This is a genomic window from Paenibacillus azoreducens (assembly GCF_021654775.1).
Lineage (GTDB): Bacteria > Bacillota > Bacilli > Paenibacillales > Paenibacillaceae > Paenibacillus_AQ > Paenibacillus_AQ azoreducens.
Map to the genome: position 1 here is coordinate 1,840,233 of NZ_AP025343.1, position 22,389 is coordinate 1,862,621.

19 protein-coding genes are annotated in these 22,389 nt (G+C 49.2%); 15 read left to right on the forward strand and 4 right to left on the reverse strand.

Going from position 1 to position 22,389, the window contains the following annotated elements:
- Positions 1 to 127: 127 nt before the first annotated feature.
- Positions 128 to 658 carry a GNAT family N-acetyltransferase gene (locus L6442_RS07875; protein ID WP_212977644.1) on the forward strand — a complete coding sequence of 177 codons (531 nt, stop codon included), beginning with the start codon at positions 128 to 130 and terminating at the stop codon, positions 656 to 658.
- 77 nt (positions 659 to 735) lie between these two features.
- Positions 736 to 1,719, forward strand: a complete 984-nt coding sequence (locus tag L6442_RS07880) for an MBL fold metallo-hydrolase (protein ID WP_212977645.1) — start codon at positions 736 to 738, stop codon at positions 1,717 to 1,719.
- Between the two features lie 130 nt (positions 1,720 to 1,849).
- On the opposite strand, the gene L6442_RS07885 is transcribed toward L6442_RS07880, so the two are convergent.
- Together L6442_RS07885 and L6442_RS07890 are read right to left on the reverse strand one after the other, a co-directional pair.
- Entirely contained in the window at positions 1,850 to 2,701 is an 852-nt protein-coding gene (locus tag L6442_RS07885) for a hypothetical protein (RefSeq protein WP_212977646.1), read from the reverse strand.
- On the reverse strand, positions 2,698 to 3,276 hold the full coding sequence (locus tag L6442_RS07890) for a sigma-70 family RNA polymerase sigma factor (RefSeq protein ID WP_194235278.1): 579 nt from the start codon (positions 3,274 to 3,276) through the stop codon (positions 2,698 to 2,700). Before L6442_RS07890 ends, L6442_RS07885 begins: the two co-directional genes overlap by 4 nt.
- A gap of 459 nt (positions 3,277 to 3,735) precedes the next feature.
- On the opposite strand from L6442_RS07890, the gene L6442_RS07895 reads away from it, so the two are divergent.
- Both L6442_RS07895 and L6442_RS07900 read left to right on the forward strand, forming a co-directional pair.
- Positions 3,736 to 4,812, forward strand: a complete 1,077-nt coding sequence (locus tag L6442_RS07895) for a DUF418 domain-containing protein (protein ID WP_212977647.1) — start codon at positions 3,736 to 3,738, stop codon at positions 4,810 to 4,812.
- Positions 4,813 to 4,863: 51 nt separating this feature from the next.
- Positions 4,864 to 5,166 (forward strand): fibronectin type III domain-containing protein, encoded by a 303-nt coding sequence (locus tag L6442_RS07900; RefSeq protein ID WP_212977648.1) that lies wholly within the window; start codon positions 4,864 to 4,866, stop codon positions 5,164 to 5,166.
- Positions 5,167 to 5,250: 84 nt separating this feature from the next.
- Here L6442_RS07900 and L6442_RS07905 read toward each other — a convergent pair whose 3' ends face one another.
- Entirely contained in the window at positions 5,251 to 5,778 is a 528-nt protein-coding gene (locus tag L6442_RS07905) for a phosphatidylglycerophosphatase A family protein (RefSeq protein ID WP_194235276.1), read from the reverse strand.
- Between the two features lie 193 nt (positions 5,779 to 5,971).
- On the opposite strand from L6442_RS07905, the gene L6442_RS07910 reads away from it, so the two are divergent.
- From L6442_RS07910 to lacZ, 11 genes are all read left to right on the forward strand, one after another.
- The gene (locus tag L6442_RS07910; RefSeq protein ID WP_212977649.1) at positions 5,972 to 7,057 is read left to right on the forward strand and encodes a GerMN domain-containing protein; all 1,086 of its coding nucleotides are present in this window, start codon (positions 5,972 to 5,974) and stop codon (positions 7,055 to 7,057) included.
- 623 nt (positions 7,058 to 7,680) lie between these two features.
- Positions 7,681 to 8,439, forward strand: a complete 759-nt coding sequence (gene rph / locus L6442_RS07915) for a ribonuclease PH (RefSeq protein ID WP_194235274.1) — start codon at positions 7,681 to 7,683, stop codon at positions 8,437 to 8,439.
- 2 nt (positions 8,440 to 8,441) lie between these two features.
- Positions 8,442 to 9,077 carry an XTP/dITP diphosphatase gene (locus L6442_RS07920; protein WP_212977650.1) on the forward strand — a complete coding sequence of 212 codons (636 nt, stop codon included), beginning with the start codon at positions 8,442 to 8,444 and terminating at the stop codon, positions 9,075 to 9,077.
- Positions 9,078 to 9,538: 461 nt separating this feature from the next.
- Positions 9,539 to 9,991, forward strand: a complete 453-nt coding sequence (locus tag L6442_RS07925; protein ID WP_194235272.1) for an ASCH domain-containing protein — start codon at positions 9,539 to 9,541, stop codon at positions 9,989 to 9,991.
- A gap of 402 nt (positions 9,992 to 10,393) precedes the next feature.
- Positions 10,394 to 11,263 (forward strand): endonuclease/exonuclease/phosphatase family protein, encoded by an 870-nt coding sequence (locus L6442_RS07930; protein WP_194235271.1) that lies wholly within the window; start codon positions 10,394 to 10,396, stop codon positions 11,261 to 11,263.
- A gap of 179 nt (positions 11,264 to 11,442) precedes the next feature.
- Entirely contained in the window at positions 11,443 to 13,002 is a 1,560-nt protein-coding gene (locus L6442_RS07935; RefSeq protein ID WP_212977651.1) for a response regulator transcription factor, read from the forward strand.
- A 16-nt stretch (positions 13,003 to 13,018) separates the two neighbouring features.
- A complete protein-coding gene (locus tag L6442_RS07940; RefSeq protein WP_212977652.1) occupies positions 13,019 to 14,848 on the forward strand; it encodes a cache domain-containing sensor histidine kinase in 1,830 nt (609 codons plus the stop codon).
- A gap of 176 nt (positions 14,849 to 15,024) precedes the next feature.
- Entirely contained in the window at positions 15,025 to 16,326 is a 1,302-nt protein-coding gene (locus L6442_RS07945; protein WP_212977653.1) for an ABC transporter substrate-binding protein, read from the forward strand.
- A gap of 112 nt (positions 16,327 to 16,438) precedes the next feature.
- Positions 16,439 to 17,332, forward strand: coding sequence for a carbohydrate ABC transporter permease (locus L6442_RS07950; RefSeq protein WP_212977696.1), 894 nt, complete (start codon positions 16,439 to 16,441; stop codon positions 17,330 to 17,332).
- Entirely contained in the window at positions 17,329 to 18,153 is an 825-nt protein-coding gene (locus tag L6442_RS07955) for a carbohydrate ABC transporter permease (RefSeq protein WP_212977654.1), read from the forward strand. Before L6442_RS07950 ends, L6442_RS07955 begins: the two co-directional genes overlap by 4 nt.
- 28 nt (positions 18,154 to 18,181) lie before the next feature.
- On the forward strand, positions 18,182 to 21,268 hold the full coding sequence (gene lacZ, locus L6442_RS07960; protein ID WP_212977655.1) for a beta-galactosidase, LacZ type: 3,087 nt from the start codon (positions 18,182 to 18,184) through the stop codon (positions 21,266 to 21,268).
- Between the two features lie 282 nt (positions 21,269 to 21,550).
- On the opposite strand, the gene L6442_RS07965 is transcribed toward lacZ, so the two are convergent.
- Positions 21,551 to 22,342, reverse strand: coding sequence for a histidinol-phosphatase (locus tag L6442_RS07965; protein WP_194235265.1), 792 nt, complete (start codon positions 22,340 to 22,342; stop codon positions 21,551 to 21,553).
- Positions 22,343 to 22,389 lie beyond the last annotated feature (47 nt).

The window sequence follows — 22,389 nt, forward strand, 5'->3', positions numbered from 1 at the left end:
TGATGGAAAAAGATGCAGTTTCTGCTGGAATGAATCATCTTGATTTTTTGACATTCGTCTTGGCAGAAACAGGAATATGGATTAATCTGAAAGGAAACTCATATACAGTACAAAGGGGGGAAACGGAATGTTGATAGAGACAGAGAGACTTGTGATCCGCGAATATCGCGAAGAGGATTGGGAAAGCGTACATATTTACGCATCAAATCCGGAAGTGACGAAATATACGCTGTGGGGTCCGAATTCGGTTCAAGAGACGAAAGAGCATGTACAAACCATGCTGAAGTCACAGCAGCAGAAGCCAAGGTTGACGCATGAATTTGCCGTAACCTTAAAAGCGGGCGGGATAATGATCGGCGGAGTTGGACTACATGTTGAGAAGACCAACGGAGAAATCGGATATTGCTTTAACCCGGATTACTGGGGGCAGGGGTATGCCGTTGAAAGTTCCAAGGCTATGTTGGAATTGGGCTTCACCCAATTGGGGTTGCACCGGATTTATGCTACCTGCCGTCCGCAAAATGCGGCTTCGGAGCGTGTCATGTTAAAGCTTGGCATGCGGAAGGAAGGCCATCTGCGCGAGCATACTCTTGGCAATAAAGGGTACGCGGATTCATATCTTTATTCTATTTTGGAACAGGATTATAATCAGAATTAAGGTGATAAGAAGCGTCATAATTATGAACGGATAAAGCTGTATGAAACAGCGAGCAAATGAAAAGAGGTTTAACCAACGTGAAAATGCCTGAAATAACGGAGCATCAGGACGGAATCATTCAAATAAAAATATCGATGTCTTTTCCCCTGCGCTGGGTGAACAGTTATGTGCTGCAGGAAAGCGATGGGATAACGATTATCGATCCCGGACCGCATACCGCGGACAATGAAGAAGAATGGAGGCAGGCATTTGCTGAGCTGGGGATGACTTTTAGCGATGTCCGGCAAATCGTGCTAACCCATCATCATCCGGATCATTTGGGCTGTTCCGGCTGGATTCAGCAGCTGTCCGGCTGCAAAGTATGGATGTCGGAGCGTTCCTTTCAGGAAACCCTGCTCATGTGGGGACCTGAATCAACGATGCACGCGGATTTGCCGAAGCTGTTTTCCAGCCAGGGAATGCCCGAAGAATGGACGAATCAGCTTGAGGCGCATATGAACGGTTTTGTGGCGCAAATTACGCCGAAACCCGAGGTATCCTTTATTCCGTCTGATCAGAAGTTTGCCATGGGCGGACGCGAATGGCTGCCGATTGAAACGGCAGGCCATGCTCCAGGCCACTTGTCCTTTCTTCATGAAGAGAGCGGCATCATCATATGTGGGGATGCGGTGCTGCCGCAAATCTCGCCGAATGTGAGCCTGATGCCTGGCAGCGATCCCGAACCGCTGCAATCGTTTCTGCTCGGGCTGCAGAAGCTGCAGAAGTTCGAGGTCGAAACGGCCTATCCGGGCCACCGCAATCCGTTTCAGCATTTTGGTGATCGGCTGGAGGCGCTGCTGCGTCATCATGAGGAGCGGCTGGCGAAACTGGAGCAGCTGATCGCTTCCGCTCCGGCTCCGGGTTATGAGTTATGCGTCTCGCTGTTTGGCAGCAAGCTGGGCATTCACCAGATGCGTTTTGCCATGTGCGAGACGCTTGCCCATACGCGGGAGCTTGAGCGCCGGGGCAGGATCGCATCGCAGAGCGAAGCGGACGGTGTGACCAGGTACCATATTTGCTAAGCGGCGCCTATAACAAGGAGACATCCGCTTGCGGAATGTCTCCCTTACCGAATATCAAATTTGTCTGCAATCTGAAAAGGAATTCCCTAGAGGAATTCCTTTAGATTTACAGTGTTCGACTTGCATCCTTTTATTTAGTAGTTGGGGATGGAGCGGGACCAGCGCCTTCTGTTGGAGGCGTATTTTTCATTTTTTCTTTTGCTTTCTCGATTTCTTCCTTCTTCAGGGGTGCACCCACCTTGAAGCTCTCAATAATTTTGCCCAGTGTCGCCGCATCAAAATCGTCTTGCGCATACAGCTCTACGGTAAAGCCATTATTCTCCCAAATCACAATTCCATTTGCGAAGTAAACCGTGGTTCCTTTGATCACTTCTTTTTTCACTTCGCCTGTAGTACCGATGCCGTTTTCTCCCCCCTTGGAAATTAGGAAGTTCACGGTTTTCTCGCCTTTTTCGAACTGTACTTCTGCCATAGTTTTGCCATGAATGACTGTATTGACGTACTTGTAATCTGCCAGCCAGGATGGGGCAGGGAAGTTTAGCCCCAATACGGCGCGAGCCTCTTCCAAAGTCAGGTTAGGGCGTACCTGCAATTGAACCTCGCGGGAGGTATCGCCTGCCGCTTGGCCAGAAGCGTTGTTATCTGCGGATCTAGCCGGTTCTTTGTCGTATTGGACGATTTGCATGTTTCCCACCTGAAAACGTGCCAAAATGGTTTCCATCATATTTTGTGCAAAAGAGGTAGTCGAAAAGGCAACTGTCAAGATAGCAACAGCCATAGCACTTACGGTTGTAGTTTTCCATTTATTTTTTTTCATCACGATCTCATCCTTTTTCGTAAAATTTGGTTGAATGGTCCCTGCTCCCATTTTAAATGCGAGACGATGGTAGATTCGGTCTTTAGAGGCTTTGTCATTAAGCTCCAGATTGGCAAGCAAGTTGGTCAAATCGCGGAATTCATCAACATCCTGCCTATTTTTCATTTTAAAAAACCTCCCTTTTCCAGTTCTTGTTGAAGCTTTTTCAGACATCTGTAGAGGACTACACCGATATTTGAACTGCTGACTCCGAGAAGGTCAGCAATTTCCGCATTTTTCAAACCAGCTGCATACTTCATGCCGATGATATTACGTTCCTTATCACTTAGCTTTGCCAGAGCCTTGTACAAGATTTCGTTGCTGTCTTCGAGGATGACAATTTCTTCCGGAGATGGCCTTGGTAAAATCATGTCCAGAATTGAATCCAGCGAAAAGGTGATCCTTTTTTTTTGTGAACGGAAGTAATCAGTCACAGCGTTTCTAGCAATCGCAAACAACCAAACTTCAAAATTGGATTTCTGTGGCGAGTAGCTGTTGTATTTTGAAATCACTGCTTCAAATACATGACTGCAAATCTCTTCCGCATCATAGTGGTTGTTAATTCGGTAGCAAATATATTTGTAAACACGGCTATAATATGCATCGTAAATCTCTGCAAATTTTTCTTCTGACATGATCCCTTTTTTAAGATCACGAATGCCGCTGTGGCTAATTCCTGTATTCGCCTGAGCAACCTCCAACTACTTCCCCTCCCTCCTCAATTATGAGATGCATCCATTAAAGGGATAACAAATTGCGCAATTTGTTGTGGTTGTATGAGTCTCACATTAGTTAATACGGAAAACGAATCATTTTATTAACAAATTAGTTCAATTTTTATTAGAGAAATGCTTTGCATATGGAAAAATGTATTGCTAACTTCTAACGAAACACATCGAACGCGAGGACACCTAAAGGACGCAATGCTGTTCAATATTAGCCTTTTTGGAAGCGGTATGCACCTGGCCGGGCTGGATCGGGCGGAGCTGCAGAAGGATTTCTGTATGAAAACCCGAATTTTTTTAGATTCAGAAGAAGATCTGCTAGTCGGTTTTAAGAGGGGAGGATTTGTTAAGGTTTCTGTAAGGTTGCCATAAAGTACGTGTAAGGTACGGTCATTACAATTGGATACAATGACAACTATCCAAGGAGACCTAAATATGCAACCTTCTGTTTCATCCAAAGAGAGGATTGTATCACTTGATATTATTCGCGGAATGGCGTTATTTGGCATATTGCTAATCAATATCAAAGGGTATCGCGTTGTGGTAGAAGGGATGGCGTTGCCGGACATTGCCGGCTTTAATGAAGTCATTCAGACTTTCACAACCGTTTTTATCGAAAAGAAATTCTATTCTATTTTCTCGTTTCTGTTTGGGGCTGGTTTTTACCTGTTTGCTTCGCGCGCCGAAAGCCGGGGGGACAAGCCGCTGCGCCTTTTCTCCAGAAGGCTGCTGGCACTGTTGTTGATCGGTGTTGCGCATTTGCCCATTTTCTGGGGGAGCATTTTGTTTTTTTATGCGCTGATCGGCTTCCTGCTGCTCCCCTTTTATCGGGCTAGCGTTAAGACTACGCTTTGGATCGGAGGAGGGCTGTTGGTACTGCACCTTGCAGCGACTGGACTGCAATTTGCCATTTCTTATTCGGAGCTGGAGATAGCGCAAGCTCTGAACTTTCTCACCAATGACTGCATTACCATCTTCCTCATGTTCTTGTCTGGCTGCGTTGCGGCGAAGGCGGGATGGATCGGAAAGACGGGCGAGCATATTCGATCTATTCGAAAGCTATTTCTGCTGCTGCTTCCGATTGCTGCGGGACTGTCGGTTTGGATGTGGGTAGCCGAAGGCAACGCCGATCCGCTGTTGTCTTCGATTGTTGCGCTGAGCGCAATTCCTATGGCTTATTGTTATCTTTCCGGTTTGTTTTTGCTGCTAGAGCATCGAAGTATCGCCCGTTTGTTCAGCCCGGTAGGGAAGTTAGGGCGTATGGCGCTCACCAATTATGTCGCGCAAAGCCTGATCGGCGTCGCCCTGTTGGATATGTTCGGTATTAATTTTCCGACACCGGTAGAGATTGTGCTAGTGGCAATAGTTATATTTGTGATTCAAGTGGTGATAAGCGTCGTCTGGCTGCGGTTTTTCCGCATGGGTCCACTGGAGAAGCTTTGGCGTATCATGACTTATGGCAGAAGGGCTATCGGGCGAACCGGGCGAACGCATGTCTCCGCTAGGGATTAATATGCGACGCCATATTGCTAAAAATCATGCGATTGATATGTAGTGACGAGCATGAAGCTGTCCTGGACGAGCGCGACGGATCACGCCGGTGTGACCGGCTACCGGATCTACGTCGATGGCAAGGAGTTCACGACGGTAAGCGGGAACGTGTATGGAACAACCGTCAACGGTCTGACGGCTGATACCAAGTATGCGTTCAAGGTCACTGCTTATGACGCGGTAGGGAATGAAAGCGAGCCGATAAGCAAGCAACGACAGCCCAATCTTCGAGTGGAGGCGGAGGTTCCTCAGGCAGCGGTTCTGGAGACAGTGGTTCCGAAGCAGGCCGCGTGTTACCCGGCAACGCCAATCTGAAAGACTTGCAGGTATGGGCCCCAAGCCATCCGAACCGGCCAAAAGAGTTCAATCTTCCGAATCCCAAAGAACGCTGCCATCAAGTTACTCGCGTTCGGCTTGTTTCCGGTGTGCGATGCGGCTGCTTGCGGCTGCGGCGATCGCTCCGACGATATCGTCCAGGAAGGTATGGGTTTCACCGGTGCTTTTATCGTTCAAGCGTTCGAGGACGCCGGGTTTCAACTTGTCCACGTAACCATAATTGGTAAAACCGATGCTGCCGTAAACGTTCACGATGGAAAAAGCCAATATTTCGTCCACGCCGTACAGGCTTTCATCATTCACCAACATCTCCTGCAATGGCGAAATCAACTTGCCTTCCTCGGCAAGCACATCCAGCTGAATGCCGGTTAACACCGCATTTTGCACTTCGCGCTTGCTCAGCACCCTTTTAACATTTTCCATGCATTCTTCCATCGTCAGATTCGGGTAATATTTTCTCTGAAGAGTCATCACGAGCTCGGCGATTTCCTCCAGCTTCACGCCTCTTTTGGCGAGCCATTCCAGCGTAGCGTCGGCTACTTCTCGGCTGTTAAGGCTGTATGGCGCTTTTTCATTGTTATGTTCACTCATATGATCCCTCCGTTAACAAAGTTGGTATTTCAAATTGTACTTTTCTTCCATCATATTGTCCAGTTTCCCGCCAACAGACAGGGGGGACAGGCGCCGCTTTTCGTTTTTTTGGGACCGGCTGTTATTTTTTAAAGCGGGGGCTCGTATACATGGTAGTACAATCTGTACAAAATGATTAGGAGGAACCATGCATATGACCAAAGTTAATAAAATTCGCGGCATTACTGCCGCCGGATTGTTGGCCGTTCCGGTTTTGCTCTCAGGCTGCAATTTGTTTGGCTCCCAATCTTCCATGGATATCGACAAGCCCCCGACCGAAATCGAACAGCAAATGCTGAACATGACGGAAGGACCGGTCTCAACCAATAAAGGCAATAAAGGAGATCAAACGCAAAGCGGGCCCAAAACGACTGTTTATCTTATGAATGACAAAGGTTTATTGGCCCCCGTTTCACTTGGAATCCCCGAATCCAAAGACGAAGACGCCTTGAAGCAGGCACTGCAGGCTCTGGTATCCGGCGGGGAATACGCCAAATATTTACCGAAAGGGTTTGCCGGTATTTTGCCTGCTGGAACCGAGGTGCAACATGTGACGGTGGATCAGGATCAGAAGATGGCGGTCGTGGAATTCAACAGCGCATTCACCAAATATGACGCGCCGGATGAGCGCAAAATATTGGAAGCCGTCATATGGACGTTAACCGGGTTCCCCGGGGTGCAAAGCGTGCAGTTATGGGTCGATGGACAAAGACTGACGGAAATGCCGCAAAACGATACGCCGCTGAATCACCCGCTCAGCCGCAGCTTCGGCATCAACCTAGAACAAGCGGATGGTGTCTCCTTGACGCATTCGACGCCGGTTACGGTTTATTTTGCAACAGTCACGCCGGACGGAGCCTATTCGTATTATGTGCCCGTGACAAGGCTGGTACAGCCGGGGCAAAACAAATTAAAAGCAGCGCTTGACCAGTTGATCCGCGGGCCCCAGTCGAATGACGGCCTTGAGCAGGTGATGACGGATGGCACCGAGGTCCAATCGGTCAAACCGGAAAAAGACGGAACGGTTACCGTTGCGCTTAAAGACGACATGTTTGAACAAAATGACCCGATCCCGGACGAACTGCTGCAATCCGTCGTGCTGACCGTTGCCGAAAATAGCAATAATGCCAAGGTCAAAATCGATATGAACGGCCGGTCCAGCATTATGGGCATCAATGACCACCAGGATTACAGCAAGCCGGTATCCAAGCCCGATTATATTAATGAAATTCCATTGTAATCCGCGTTTTAATGCGTGTTCAAAAAGGTCGGTTTTCAGCACCGAGAAGGATTGAATAAAGCTAGGGACGAAAGGAGCGGAGCTACACGTTTTCGTAGAAAACGACTTCGAAAGCATCTGCTTGTAGTGGGTACGTGAGCACCTGAAATGTTTCCGAAGGAAACATACTTCGTAAGCATCTGCTTAGGCCCGGCTGAATTCACCCGATTCGATGCCGAGCCTGCTTTCTGATTCACTTCGTGTTAGATATAGAATATATTCGTTATCAGAGAAGCTGATAAAATTCTATATCGCAAGAAAACCCACAGCTAAAGGTGGTCTGTCTGCTGTGACAGTACGCCAATAGACGTTTTTCTTAAGATATCAGAAAGTACACTTCAAAGGAATCTGCATCCTGATATCGCAAGAAAAACTACAGCTAAAGGTGGTCTGTCTGCTGTGACAGTACGCCAATAGACGTTTTTCTTATCAAAAGCGGACTTTTTGAACTACCTCTTACAGGTGCTTTTGTGCCGACACTTTGTTAAAATAAAAGTTGCTTAAATATGGAATGGGCCGAAAAAGACGAAGCGGATTTCGTCCATTCGTATTCAGAGGATGCGTATAAGTAGGAGGCAGAAAAGATGAGATCTAACGGACGTAGCAGCGATCAGCTCAGGCCGATGAATTTATCAGTGAATGTAAACAAATATGCGGAAGGTTCCGTGTTCATTGAAATGGGAGATACGAAGGTATTATGCATGGCGACGGTGGAAGAAAAGGTTCCCCCATTTTTGAAAGGACAGGGAAAAGGCTGGGTAACGGCTGAATATTCCATGCTTCCAAGGGCGACGCAATCACGTAATCAGCGGGAAAGCGCGCGGGGCAAGCTCAGCGGCCGAACGATGGAAATTCAGCGGTTGATCGGCAGAGCGCTGCGCTCCGTCGTTGATCTTCGGGCACTTGGCGAACGTACGATTACGCTCGACTGCGATGTGATTCAGGCGGATGGAGGAACGCGGACAACTTCGATTACAGGCTCTTTTGTTGCCCTCGCCATCGCTGTAAACAAAATCGCAGAACAGCATAAGCTGCCGGTCTTTCCGATTACGGACTACCTGGCTTCGGTCAGCGTAGGCGTCGTAAACGGCGAACCGGTGCTGGATCTGAATTATGAAGAGGATTCAAGCGCGAAGGTCGATATGAATCTGGTGATGACAGGCAGCGGCACCTTTGTCGAACTGCAAGGAACCGGCGAAGAAAGCCCATTCTCCCGCCAGGAGCTGAATCAGCTCTTGGAGCTTGGGGAGAAAGGAATTTTGCAGCTGATCGAGAAACAAAAAGAAGTGCTTGGACCGATTGCCCTGATGATTGGCTCCGGCCAGACGGGAAGAGAGGTCTAGGCATGATTCTGGATAGCGATTTGATCATTGTAGCGACCCGGAATCCGGGGAAAGTGAAGGAATTCGAGCATGCTTTTGCTGAGCTTGGCAAACAAGTGAAAAGCATGTTTGATTATCCCGGGCTGCCGGATGTCGTGGAAGACGGGGATACCTTTGCCGCCAATGCGCTGAAAAAAGCCAAAACGGTCGGAGATGCCCTGGGCCTGCCGGTACTGGCGGATGATTCCGGTTTATGCGTGGATGAGCTGGATGGCCGTCCGGGAGTCTATTCGGCGCGTTTTGCCGGGGAGCATGCAGCGGACCAGGATAATAACGAGAAGCTGCTGCGCATGCTGGAGGATAAAAAAATGGGTGAGGATACGCAGCAGCCGCTGCTCAGCACGGCGCGTTTTGTATGCACATTGGTGCTGTACAACCCGGCTGCCGGCTCATCTCTCGAAGCAACCGGCGAGGTGGAGGGTTGGATTACGAGCGAGCCGGCAGGCTGCGGCGGATTTGGTTATGACCCGCTTTTTTATCTGCCTGATTACGAAAAAACGATGGCGGAACTTTCGCTGGAAGAGAAGCAGGCCATCAGCCACCGGGGCAAGGCCCTGCGCAACCTGATTGGTTTGCTTAAACAGGAAGCTGTGATGTAGAACGGTTAACGTTTTTAAAGCTTTTTGACTGTCCGCGGCGGCTTGGGTTCCAGGCTGCCGTGTTTTTGGAGGACGTCGGGAAACGGTGAATTCGGACATATCGACTGCGTTGGGATCGCATGAATAGATCGCACACTAAACTCTAACGGACATAGCGGCCGCTATGAAGGGCAATTTTGACTATTATGATTTCTAACGGACACAGATGCAGCTATTTGGTGGAAAAGCATACTTTTGCCCGTGTTTCGGAGCAGTTAAGCGCTGTGGTGTCCGTTAGAATTCCAAAAGGGCTGTTTTTAGCGGATTAGCGTCCGTAGTGTCCGTTAGAATAACGTTGAGGCTTGCGAATATTCGCACATTGCTTAGCAGGACCAGCACGATGGAAATCAGCATAACGTTATGCATCAATCTGAATTCTCGTACATATTGAAGCATTTTTGAAGAATCGGGGGAGCTAAGTTATGAATGAAGCGGCACAAACATATTGGAATGAATTTTGGGAGCGGCAGGGACGGGACAAGCCTGAATCGGTAAGCGCTTGGCCATTCGGAGCAGCACCGGATCATTTGGCGCAATTGGTCATCGACGGCATCAAAACGGCAACTTGTTCGTCTTTGATCAGTTATGAAATCGAAAATGAACCTATTCCTTCAGCCGGCGATTACAGCATTATATTAAACAGCCAGGATATGCCCGTAGCTATTATCCAAACTACCGAAGTCAATATTATGCCTATGAACGAAGTTTCCGAGGATTTCGCCAGCGCCGAAGGGGAAGGGGACAGAAGCTACCGGTATTGGAGAGAAGTTCACGAAGCATATTTTAAAAATGAGTTAAGCAGGTTCGGGCTTGAATTTTCGGATGATATTTCTTTAATATGTGAACGATTTCGATTGGTAGATGTCAAAAAATGATTTGCCCTCTGGGCAAGCGGTTGAAAAAGCAGCTTTTTGCTGCTTTTTTTGAAGATATCAGAATGTATAACTTCGGGGGGAACGCATCCTGATATCGCAAGAAAAACTTCTGCTAAAAGCGGTCTGTCTTCTTAGAAAGTACGTCGATAGACGTTTTTCTTATCAAGTTTTTCGGGGTCCCCGCAAAGTATCTGGAATAAGCATCGAAGCGAAGGCTCCACTTTGTGGGGTTATTTTGTTGGGGTCCCCGCAAAGTAATTGGAATAAGCATCGAAGCATGGGCTCCACTTTGTGGGGGAAGTTTGTGGGGGAAGTTTGTTGCTATAGCCCACTGCTTGCTCCCGTTTTTTGGTATGATGGGGGAGACTTAAGTTTCAACATTTACCGATTGGAGTGAAAGGAATGTCAGCAGAGAAGCCGGAAATGGACTTACGGTGCATGTCCTATAACATCAAAAATGCATATGATATGGATGGTGAGAACGGCTGGATCGGCCGCAAGGAGCTGGTGGCGGGGGTTATCCGTTTTCATCGGCCGGACCTTGTCGGCATGCAGGAAGTGCTTTATAACCAACTCGAGGATCTGCAGCAGCAGCTGCCTGAATACGGCTGGATTGGTGTCGGAAGAGAAGACGGAGACAAGGATGGGGAATTTTCCTGTATATTTTACCGCAAAAGCCGGCTGAAACCGCTGCGCCAAAATACCTTCTGGCTCTCGGAAAGTCCGGAAGAACCGGGGTCGCTTGGCTGGGACGCCGCCTGCAGACGCGTAGTGACATGGGCGGAGTTTGAAGATACATATACGGGCCAAAATTTCCTGCATTTTAACACCCATTTCGATCATGTGGGGCAAATTGCAGTCGAGCAAAGCGCCCATCTGATCCTGGAGCGGATCGGGGAGCTTGCGGCAGGCATCCCGGCTCTGCTGACAGGCGATTTCAACGTGACCGAGGATTCCGTCCCATACCGTGTCATCACCCGGCAGAATGGATCGGGTCCGGCTTTGCTGCGCGATGCAAGCAAGGTTGCGGATTATAAACATTTCGGTCCGCCGTTTTCTTTCCAGGGTTTTGATTCGCGCGAGATTGCGGCACGGATGTTTCCGGCATTTTTGGAGCGGCAGGAAAAACATGAAATCGAGTTTGAGAAACCGATTGATTTTATTTTCGTTACGAAGCAGGTACATGTGCTGAACCACGGATTTATTGCGGATCACCGCGAGGGCAAAATGCCTTCCGACCATTATCCGGTGGTGGCGGATCTGGTCATCTAAAGCCAGCGGGCAAAAGACGTGCTGTTAGGCGCGATCAAGAAAATGGCTGTCATTATTTTCTTGGTCGCGCCCACAGCACGTCTTTTTATTATGGACTTTTCTGGAGTAAAACGCTTTCTAGACGGTGGAAGGCTGAATATCCTATAATTAGGGACATGTCTTTGGAAGGAGGAGAACTCATGGGGGAATTATGCAAAGTTCTTGTCGTTGACGATGAGCTTCTGGTCCGGCAGGGCATCAAACATTTATTAGACTGGGAGCGCGACGGCTTTCAGATTATAGGAGAGGCCGGAAACGGCAAGGAGGCCATGGAATTGATCCGCGAACTTCAGCCTCATATCGTGCTTACGGATATCGTGATGCCATTGATGGACGGGGAGGAACTGACAAAACTGATTAAACATAACTGGCCGGAGATTGAGATCATTGTGCTCAGCAGCTTCAGCGAATTCGATTATGTGCGTTCCACGTTTCAAAGCGGCGTTTCGGATTATATATTAAAGCCCCATCTGGACACCGATATGCTGCTCCAAGTGCTCCGTAAGACAGCGGAAAAAATACCGTCGCTGAGAAATGCCGGCAGAGACGCGGATTATCATATGACTATCAATCAAGTATTGGAGAAACTGCTGTCCCGCTACGAAACAGAGGTTGAACCGTCTTTGATCCGGGATTGGTTTCCGAATTCTTGCTTCTGTTTGCTTGGCATGGAAGAAGATGATGAAGCTGCCGCAGGAAAACAAGACTACCCGCTGATGGAGTCCTTGAACGCGCTGCTGCCTGGAATGAAAGCCGTTCATATCAACGGGCATGCCATTCCCGGGCGGCCAGGGATGAATCTGTACCTGCTAAACATAAGCAGGGAAGATTGCGATCATCTGCGGGATAGGCTAAAAATACTTTCTCCCGTTTCGCAAACCGGGCATGACAGAATCGTTTGGATGCTGGGCAGCCCTTTTCAATCCTTGAATCAGATGAGAGAGAACTATGAAAAAACTTTTCTCAAGCTGCTGGAGTACCGCTTTTTCCTGCCTAAGGATATCTCTTTAACGAGAGCCGAGCTGCCGGAACCGACGGCTCAGACTTCAGCCTTTCCGCTGCAGGATTTTATGGAGCGGATTCGCAGGCTGGAATTGGAAGAAGCCTTCCGTGAACTGCAGGAGTACGTCGATTTGCAAAAACGTTCCTATACCTCCGATGTGTTTGAGTTCAAATCTTTCATCGGCAACATGATCTTTAATGTCATCCACCTGCTTGGCAGTATGAACTATAATATGAAGCCACTGGATGAAGCCAAATACGCATTTTTTAAAACCATCGACGAAGCGCGGCATGTTACGGACATAGAGCTGGTAATTAAGCATTTCCAGATGCAGGTGTCAGAGCAGGTATTTTCGAGCTCCGCCCCCTCTTCATCTAATCCAAGCATGAAGCTGCTGCTGGACTATATCGAACAGCACTACATGGAGCCGATTAGCTTAACCGGCATGGCGGAACATTTTCACTTTAATCCCTCTTATTTGTCCAGCTACTTTGCGGCCCATTACCATGAAGGTTTCAAGGAGCATTTGAACCGCGTCCGCATCAACAAAGCCGCTGATTTGCTGCGCTTCAGCGACACGCCGATTTCGGAAATCGGCAGCAGGGTCGGGTATGGGGATCATAGTTATTTTTGCAAGGTATTCAAAAAAAGCATGGGATTGTCGCCGACCCAGTATAGAAGACATCACCAGGCATAGGGGAGCGTTGAGAGCGATGAAGGCATTATACGAGCGCCTCAAATTTCACGGTCTGTTCATCAAGATGTTCGCGGTTATGTTCGTCAGCATTATTGCGATTGCGGTTTCCGTCGCTTGGACGAATCTGCGGATGACGGAGAAATTGTTTTTGGAAACCTTCAGCATTACCAATTCCAAGGTCATGAACCAGGTCAAAAGCAACTTCGAATCATTTCATTATTCCAACGTGCTTGCAGCTATGACCGCCCAACAGAGCGGAACGCTCAAGACTTTTTTAACGGAAAAGAGCTCGGGTCAATCCACGAAGGAAATGAACGCCTATTACGGAATGACACAGCAAATGCGCAAGATCCAGACCACCGTCGATGCTTATTCGGCAGGCATTGCGATTGTCGGAAAAAACGGCCGCAATTATTCGGGCAATTCCTATCTGACCAAACCGAATGCCAGAGAGTTGTATGGGAGCGCTTTAACTCCAAAGGCGGAGGCCGCTCCGGGAAAAATGATGTATCACCTGTATGAGGGACAGGCTGAAGAAGGCGGCAAGCCTTTTATTGTCGCCACCAAGGTGCTGCAGGAACCAACGACGGGCCAGAAGTACGGCATGCTGTATATTACGATTGATGAAAAAGATTTTAAGCCGTTTTATAGCAGTTTTACGAGCGAAGGCAATGATGTCGTCATCATCGACAGTTCCGGGACCGTGATGTCCAGCAACCACGCTTCGCTAGTCGGGCAAAAAAATGTCCAATTGCTATCCTACGCGCGGGAAATCCAAGAGCAAGGGCTGCATGTTAAAAAGGTGAAGATGATGAGCAAGGATGAACTGATGCTGGCCCAGTATTTGCCATCGTACAATTTTTATCTCGTGAACATGATCGACCAGAAGCAGGTGCTCGGTCAAATGGTCAACACCAAGTCGATCATCCTGCTCGTACTCGTGATTGTGCTGGTTGCGCTTATTATCGTGTTCCTCATTTCACGAAAAATGACTCGCTCGCTCACGCTGCTCTCCCGCCAGATGTCGAAGGTGACGAGCCGGAATTTTCACAACTATGTGAATGTCAGCGGCGGGTACGAGATCCGGCAGCTTGGCGAGGCATATAACTATATGCTGGATGAAGTGAATGATTATGTTGCGCGTCTGGTTCATACTCAGCAGGAGCAGCGGAAGGCGGAACTTGCCGCCCTACAGCAGCAGATCAATCCGCATTTTCTGTATAATACGCTCGCTTCGGTCAAATTTCTTGTTCAGCAGGGCAGCAAGGAAAAAGCGGTGGACACGATCCATGCGCTCATTTCGCTTCTGCAGAATACGATCAGCAGCGTCAGCGAGACCATTACGGTAGAAGAGGAACTGGTAAGTCTGAAACATTACGTATTCATCAATCATATCCGTTACGGGGAGCGCATCCGGGTAAGTTATTTCGTGGCTCCGGACTGCAATGGGTATCATGTGCCGAAACTGATGATTCAACCTTTTATCGAAAACGCGTTTTTTCATGCTTTTAATGAAAAGGAAAGCGGATTTATCCATGTACTAATTTCCAGCGACGGCAGACAGCTGATTTGCGAAGTCGTAGATAATGGGGATGGCATGGACATGCAGCAGTTGGAACAGGCGAGGGATAAACGGAATCAAAAGGGATCCAGACAGCTGTTTTCCGGAATCGGCGTGGCGAATGTTCACGAGCGCATCCGTCTGCTGTACGGAGAAGATTATGGAGTGACGATCGCTAGCGGGCGGGGCGAAGGCACAAAGGTTCGAATTACGATGCCGATTATTGAACATCCGCCGGAATCCGGCGAAGAAATCCAAAAAAAATACCAAAATCCAAAGAAATGACATTCGCTTTCGGTAAGCGCATTCACGAAACTGATAAAAGAACAAATCTATGCAAAGGAAGTTCTAACGATGCGGCTTTACCCGGTGCTACACTGATTTCAGACCAATTGGTAAGCGCTTGCATAAAAAGCGTGAGCCATGGCGGAAGTTACTGAACACATAAAGGGGCTGAAACAATGAAGAAGGTCATGGTTTTATTGCTGGCCTGCATGGTGCTGCTGACCGCATGTTCCTCCGGTAGCAATAACAAGGAACAGACGGCATCCGGCGGGGAAGGGGATTCCAAAACCAAGGAAATTACCATTTGGGCATGGGATCCGAAATTTAACATTGCCGCGCTGAATATTGCCAAGGAAGCGTACAATGCGAAACATCCGGACGTAAAAGTCAACATTGTGGAATTTGCGCAGGCCGATATCATCCAGAAAATGAACACCGGACTGAACTCCGGAACCACCAAAGGTTTGCCGAATATCGTTTTGATCGAGGATTACCGGGCACAGGGGTTCCTGCAAGCCTACCCTGATTCCTTTTCTGATCTGACAGGGAAAATCAAACCGGCAGATTTTGCCGAATATAAAATCGGACCGACTAGTTATAACGGCAAGCAATACGGCGTTCCGTTCGACTCCGGGGTTGCAGGCCTCTACGTCCGCAAGGATTACATCGAACAGGCGGGGTATAAGTTGGATGACCTGAAGGATATGGACTGGAAGCAGTATATTGAAATGGGCAAAAAAGTGAAGGAGAAAACAGGCAAAGATATCATCACGCTCGATCCGAATGATCTGGGGATTTTGCGCATGATGATCCAATCCGCAGGTTCGTGGTATTTGAAAGAAGACGGTAAAACGCCTGATCTTGCAGGCAATGCGGCGCTGAAGGAGGCCTTTTCGCTGTACAAGGAGATGATGGAAGCCAATATCGTTAAGGCGAATGCGGACTGGAGCCAGTTTATTGCTTCCATCAACAATGGCGACGTTGCGACGGTTCCGACAGGCAACTGGATTACTCCTTCGGTGAAGGCCGAATCGTCCCAATCCGGCAAATGGGCAATCATGCCAATGCCGAAGCTGCCGACCACGCCGAATTCCGTTCATGCAACGAATCTCGGCGGCAGTTCCTGGTATGTCATGAATATTCCGGGTTCCGACACGGCCGCTGATTTCCTGGCAGAAACTTTTGGTTCGGATGCGGACCTGTACCAAAAGCTGCTGACTGATGTCGGGGCAATCGGGACGCTGAAGTCCGCCTCCCAGGGCGAGGCCTATTCCAAACCAGACGAGTTCTTCGGCGGAGAGAAAACGGTCAGCAATTTTGCCAAATGGACGGCTGAAATTCCAAAGGTCAACTACGGCATCTCCACCTACGCCATTGAGGATATCCTGGTTGTCGAAATGCAAAATTTCCTGAACGGCAAAAGCTTGGATCAAGCGTTAAACGATGCTCAAGCCCAGGCTGAAGCGCAAATCAAATAAGCGGTTTTCAGCTTTCATAGCAATAGGTGTAACTCTATGGGCGCTTTTAACAATCGCGGGCAGCGAAGGCGCCCGGGGGTTATATTTTTGACGGAAAGGGGCTTTGACAATGATGAAAGCAGACCGGCAGGGAATGAGCATCCGCGTAAAAAATGCTTTTACGGGGTGGAGCTTCATCCTGATCGCTGTACTTATGATTGCGGCTTTTTATTTTTATCCGATGATCCAGGCTCTGATCCTGTCCTTCAAAACCGGCAGGGGAGCCAATCTTTCGTTTACGGGCTGGTCCAATTACGAGCGGCTGCTCACGGACAAAACCTTTTTCACGGCATTGAAGAACACGTTCATTTATCTGATCATCCAGGTGCCGATCATGATCATTCTGGCGCTTTTCATTTCGGTGCTGCTGAACGACAGCAAGCTGAAATTCCGGGGTTTTTTCCGAACGGCGATTTTTCTGCCATGCGTTACCTCGCTGGTGGCCTATTCGGTTGTCTTCAAGTATCTTTTTGGCACAAACGGTCTCATCAATACCATGTTGATGAAGCTATCTATCATCGGAACGCCCATTGAATGGATTACCGATCCGTTCTGGGCCAAAATTACGATCATTATCGCCATCACCTGGCGCTGGACCGGCTATAACATGATCTTTTACCTGTCGGCGCTCCAGAATATCGATAACTCGATTTATGAAGCGGCGCGGATCGACGGTGCGTCTTCCTTCAAGCAATTTTTCAAAATAACGATTCCGATGCTGAAGCCTATCATATTGTTCACGTCCATTACTTCAACGATCGGTACGCTTCAGCTCTTTGACGAGGTACTGAATATTACGAAAGGCGGTCCCGGCAACGCGACGCTTTCGATTTCGCAGTATATTTATAATCTGTCCTTTAAGTACACCGCCGATTTTGGATATGCGGCAACCGTCTCTTATTCGATCGTGCTCATTATCGTGGCGCTGTCGTTGATTCAATTCAGAGTGGCAGGTGATCGGAAATGAAGAAAGCAAAACGGATTTTTACTTATGGATTTCTTGGCGTGGCGTCGTTTATTTCGATCTTTCCGTTTCTTTGGATGGTCGTCAGCGCGACCAACAAGTCCGTGGAGGTGACCAAAGGGAGACTTCTGCCCGGTACCTACCTGATTCAAAACTTCAAACATCTGCTGGAATCCACCGATCTGGGTACGGCGCTTTCGAATTCCGCCAAAATCTCGGTTATCACCACGGTGCTTGCGATCCTGATTGCCTCTTTGGCCGGATACGGTTTTGAAATCTTTCGCTCCAAAGCGAAGGATGTGGTGTTTAACATTTTGCTGCTGTCGATGATGATTCCTTTTGCGGCCTTGATGGTCCCACTGTACAGGATGTTTGCCAATGTGTCCGACGCTGCGCCGTTTTTTGGCATCGACTCCAAGGTAGCGGTGATGCTGCCGACGATTACGACCGCTTTTCTTATTTTCTTTTTCCGCCAAAGTTCGAAGATGTTTCCGAAGGATATGGTGGAAGCGGGGCGGATTGATGGACTAAGCGAATTCGGGATATTCGTCAAAATCTTTATGCCGACGATGAAAACGACGTATGCTGCGGCAGCCATCATTACGTTTATGTCGAGCTGGAACAATTATCTCTGGCCGCTGATCGTGCTGCAGTCGCCGGAACAAAAAACCATTCCGCTGCTGATTTCGAACTTGGGTTCCGGATACGCGCCGGATTACGGGCTGATCATGCTGGCGATCGTAATTGCCACGCTGCCGACGGCGCTTGTGTTTTTCCTGATGCAAAAGCATTTTGTGGCAGGCATGATGGGTTCGGTGAAATAAAACGTTTATATTACGGGAGCGATGTTACATGAAACGGAAACAACCCAGTCTGGAATGGCTGAGCGATGTCAGCGTCTTTGCGGTCAACCGCATTCCGGCGCACTCGGATCACCGGTATTACCGAACGGAGAAAGAGGCGCTTCTGCTTGCTGACATGAACATGAGATATCCGCTGAACGGAATCTGGAAATTTGCGTATTCGGCGCATCCGGACAGCAGGCCTGCCGATTTCTATCAGATACACCATCGATGCGACGGCTGGGACAGCATTCAAGTGCCGGGACATATTCAGCTGCAGGGCTTCGGTCAGCCGCAGTACGTCAATACGATGTATCCCTGGGATGGGATCGAGGAACTGCGCCCTCCGCAAATTCCGCAAATAAATAACGCGGTGGGAAGCTACGTCAAGGAATTCGAACTTCCTGATAGTTTTCATGAACATCCGGTTTATATCTCTTTTCAGGGCGTTGAGTCGGCTTTTTATGTATGGCTGAACGGAGAATTCGTCGGATACAGTGAAGACAGCTTTACGCCATCGGAATTCGATCTGACTCCATTTGTGCGGGATGGCATGAATAAGCTTGCCGTTGAGGTATATCAACGCAGCACGGGGAGCTGGCTCGAAGATCAGGACTTCTGGAGGTTTTCCGGTATTTTCCGTGATGTGTATTTGTACACTGTGCCGGAGCTGCATGTCCGGGATCTGTTTGTCCGGACCGATCTGGACGGTGAGTATAAGGATGGCGTGCTGAACGCGGATCTGCTTCTGCAGGGAGAGGACTTCGGCTATGCCGATGCTATGCTGCTGAACCCGGACGGGAGTGAAGCCGGACATGCGCGGCTGGGGCGGACCGCCGACATGGAAGGGGAGTTCAGGGAAGATAAGGCGGAAGGAGTGAATGTTTCACTTCAGCTGAGCGTCCCGGGCGTTCAGCTGTGGAGTGCGGAGCTGCCCCGGCTATATACGCTGCTGATTTCTCTTTATGATTCAGATGGCCGGCTGCTGGAGGTAGTACCGCAGCAGGTGGGGTTCCGAAAATTCGAGATGCGTGACCGCATCATGCACCTCAACGGGCGGCGAATCGTGTTCAAAGGCGTTAACCGGCATGAATTCAACTGCCGCCTTGGACGTGCCATAACGAAGGAAGATATGCTCTATGATATCCGCACATTAAAACAAAATAACATCAATGCGGTGCGGACATCCCATTACCCGAATCAAAGTTTGTGGTACGAGCTTTGCGATCGGTACGGCATTTACGTTATTGACGAGATGAATCTGGAAAGCCATGGATCATGGCAGAAAATGGGCGCGGTCGAGCCTTCCTGGGTGGTTCCGGGAGATCGCCCCGAATGGAAAGCTATTGTCATGGACCGCGCGGTGTCGATGTTCGAGCGGGATAAAAATCATCCTTCCATCCTGATCTGGTCCTGCGGCAATGAATCTTTTGGCGGCGAAGTGATTTATCAAGTATCTCAGTACTTCCGCAAAGCCGATCCGGGCCGTCTCGTTCATTATGAAGGCGTGTTTCATGACCGCAGATTCAATGACACCAGCGATATGGAAAGCCGGATGTATGCCAAGCCGGCGGATATTGAAGCTTATCTGAACAGTAATCCGGATAAACCCTATATTACCTGCGAGTATATGCATGCAATGGGCAATTCGCTTGGCGGCATGCACAAATATACGGAATTGGAACAGAGATATCCGATGTACCAGGGCGGCTTTATCTGGGACTACATTGATCAGTCCCTCCTGCGTGAGGATCGATATGGAAGGCCTTATCTTGCTTACGGAGGCGATTTTGGAGATCGGCCGACGGATTACAACTTTTGCGGCAACGGCATCGTGTACGCTGACCGCAAATGGTCGCCGAAGATGCAGGAGGTCAAGTTTCTCTACCAAAACATAAAGCTGGTGCCGGACCGCGGCAGCGTAACGCTTATCAACGAAAATTTGTTTGCGGATACGGAGGCTTATGATTTGGAATGCGTGCTGTACAGGAATGGGGAGGAAGTAAGGCGCAGTCTGATTCATGCCTGCGTCGAACCCCAAAGCCGCCGCGCGCTGCCGCTTGATCTGGCGGATGGAACGCTGCCTGTGGGCGAGTACTGCATCCATGCATCGCTTAGGTTAAAAGAAAATACCCTTTGGGCAGAAGCAGGACATGAGGTTGCTTTCGGACAACATGTATTTGATGTCAAAAGCAGCGAGAAGGCGGAGATGGTCGCCGGCGGCTCCGGGCTAAAAGTCGTCCGCGGTGACGTCAATATCGGCGTCCACGGGCCGGACTTTTCGGTCTTGTTCTCCAAACAGGTAGGCAGCTTGGTTTCGTTAAACTATGCTGGAAGGGAAATGATATCCTTCCCGCCGCTGCCGCTGTTCTGGCGCGCCACAACGGATAATGACCGTGGAACGGCCATGGATTTTCATGCGGCTGGCTGGTATGCCGCGAGTCTGGGGCCAAAATGCGCGGATGTCTCGCTTCATGAAGGCGGTTCAGGCGTGAGCATCCGGTTTGCGTACCGGCTTAGTATCAGTGCCGAGGCTGGGGCATCGGTTCAATATACGGTGTATCCGGATGGCCAAATCCGCGTAGAAGCTGAATACACAGGCGCTGACGGGCTTCCCGATCTGCCGGTTTTCGCTGTCAGCTTCAAGATGCCTGCGGGGTATGGCGAGCTGAAATGGTACGGGATGGGACCGGAAGAGAACTATATTGACCGCTGCCACGGGGCCAGACTCGGATGCTTTGAGACCCTGGCTGCCGACAGCGATTCGGATTATCTTGTGCCTCAGGAATCCGGTAACCGGACTGGAGTCAGAAGTTTGCGCGTGCTGGATGATTCGCAAGCGGGACTCCTTATTCAGGCGCCCGATGGCCAGCCGCTTGAATGCCGCGTGTCGCCATATACGGCATTCGAACTGGAACATGCGCGGCACCGGTATGAGCTGCCGCCGGTTCATTACACGGTCGTAACCGTTGCAGGACGGCAGATGGGCGTTGGCGGGGACGACAGCTGGGGAGCGCCTGTGCATGAAGAATACCGAATTCCGGCAGACCGGAATATGAAATTCGAGTTCTGGCTGAGAGCGGAAGGACTAAGCTGAATAAAGATGGAAATCCCCCGGCCGCTAACCGCTCGGGGGATTTGTTTGTTAAGATATAAGAAAGTATAAACTTCGGAGATCTCGCATCCTTATATCGCAAGAAAAATTACCGCTAAACGCGGTCTGTCTTCTATGAGAGTACGTCGATAGATGTTTTTCTTATAAGTTTTCAGCGGCCTATAGCCTCTATGAATCGCTAGAAAAACATCCGCTAAACGATGCCCCGCTTCTTGGATACATCGATAGACGTTTTCATATACAAAGTTTCTTAGTACGCCGCTGTTAGAGCGGCAGCATGATCCGTTCCCTGTTTTTGAAAACGGCCCATTCCCGGAAACCAATATCCAACAGATGCTTCCGGATGTCGGAAAAATGCTCGCCGACGCGTTCCGGCTCATGCGCATCAGAGCCAAATGTTACTTTGACGCCGTAATGAAGCGCCCGCTCCAGCAGCCAATGGTCCGGAACCCACAAGTCGTCGGAGGAGTTGATCTCCATCGCGATCCCGTGTTCGGCAATCGTCTTCAGCATATTTTCCGCCGTTTCCGGGTGCAGATCGGCATATCCGGGAAAATAACGGTTCAACGCATCCACGTGTCCCAAAATATCGTATAACCCGGCTGCGGCCGATTGCGCAACATGGTTGTAATAGCTGTTTTTTACCTCCAGCTTTGCTTCACGTGTCAGCTGGTCCCAATAGTCGCTGTCGTAAAGGCTGATCCCCGCGAACTCGTGAACAGACCCGATGATATAATCGAAAGGATAAGATTGTAAAATACCGCGGTACAAATCCAGACAATCCGGAATAAAATCCGCTTCCACCCCAAGCAGAACGTCGATTTGTCCGGCAAACTCCTGTTTTAGCGCAAGCACTTCGCGAATATATGCTGGAAAATCGCTTTTGGCCATGCAGGCACCGGGATCCGGATGGTCTTCCGGCTCCGCGAAAAATGGCGTATGGTCCGAAATGCCGATATATGCCAAGTTTTTATCCAAGGCAGCCGAAATGTAATCGCGAACCGAACCTTGCGCATGTCCGCATCGCTGATGATGTGTATGCAAGTCAAAGATCATGAGTATCCCTCCGCAGTTTTGTCTCCATTTTTATCTTGCCATCCACT

Excerpts from the sequence above, each read along its gene's own strand:
- L6442_RS07875 (WP_212977644.1), top strand. The coding sequence starts at position 128 with ATGTTGATAGAGACAGAGAGACTTGTGATCCGCGAATATCGCGAAGAG.
- L6442_RS07885 (WP_212977646.1), bottom strand. The coding sequence starts at position 2,701 with ATGAAAAATAGGCAGGATGTTGATGAATTCCGCGATTTGACCAACTTG.
- L6442_RS07895 (WP_212977647.1), top strand. The coding sequence starts at position 3,736 with ATGCAACCTTCTGTTTCATCCAAAGAGAGGATTGTATCACTTGATATT.
- L6442_RS07900 (WP_212977648.1), top strand. The coding sequence starts at position 4,864 with ATGAAGCTGTCCTGGACGAGCGCGACGGATCACGCCGGTGTGACCGGC.
- L6442_RS07905 (WP_194235276.1), bottom strand. The coding sequence starts at position 5,778 with ATGAGTGAACATAACAATGAAAAAGCGCCATACAGCCTTAACAGCCGA.
- L6442_RS07910 (WP_212977649.1), top strand. The coding sequence starts at position 5,972 with ATGACCAAAGTTAATAAAATTCGCGGCATTACTGCCGCCGGATTGTTG.
- rph (WP_194235274.1), top strand. The coding sequence starts at position 7,681 with ATGAGATCTAACGGACGTAGCAGCGATCAGCTCAGGCCGATGAATTTA.
- L6442_RS07920 (WP_212977650.1), top strand. The coding sequence starts at position 8,442 with ATGATTCTGGATAGCGATTTGATCATTGTAGCGACCCGGAATCCGGGG.
- L6442_RS07925 (WP_194235272.1), top strand. The coding sequence starts at position 9,539 with ATGAATGAAGCGGCACAAACATATTGGAATGAATTTTGGGAGCGGCAG.
- L6442_RS07930 (WP_194235271.1), top strand. The coding sequence starts at position 10,394 with ATGTCAGCAGAGAAGCCGGAAATGGACTTACGGTGCATGTCCTATAAC.
- L6442_RS07935 (WP_212977651.1), top strand. The coding sequence starts at position 11,443 with ATGGGGGAATTATGCAAAGTTCTTGTCGTTGACGATGAGCTTCTGGTC.
- L6442_RS07940 (WP_212977652.1), top strand. The coding sequence starts at position 13,019 with ATGAAGGCATTATACGAGCGCCTCAAATTTCACGGTCTGTTCATCAAG.
- L6442_RS07945 (WP_212977653.1), top strand. The coding sequence starts at position 15,025 with ATGAAGAAGGTCATGGTTTTATTGCTGGCCTGCATGGTGCTGCTGACC.
- L6442_RS07950 (WP_212977696.1), top strand. The coding sequence starts at position 16,439 with ATGAAAGCAGACCGGCAGGGAATGAGCATCCGCGTAAAAAATGCTTTT.
- L6442_RS07955 (WP_212977654.1), top strand. The coding sequence starts at position 17,329 with ATGAAGAAAGCAAAACGGATTTTTACTTATGGATTTCTTGGCGTGGCG.
- lacZ (WP_212977655.1), top strand. The coding sequence starts at position 18,182 with ATGAAACGGAAACAACCCAGTCTGGAATGGCTGAGCGATGTCAGCGTC.
- L6442_RS07965 (WP_194235265.1), bottom strand. The coding sequence starts at position 22,342 with ATGATCTTTGACTTGCATACACATCATCAGCGATGCGGACATGCGCAA.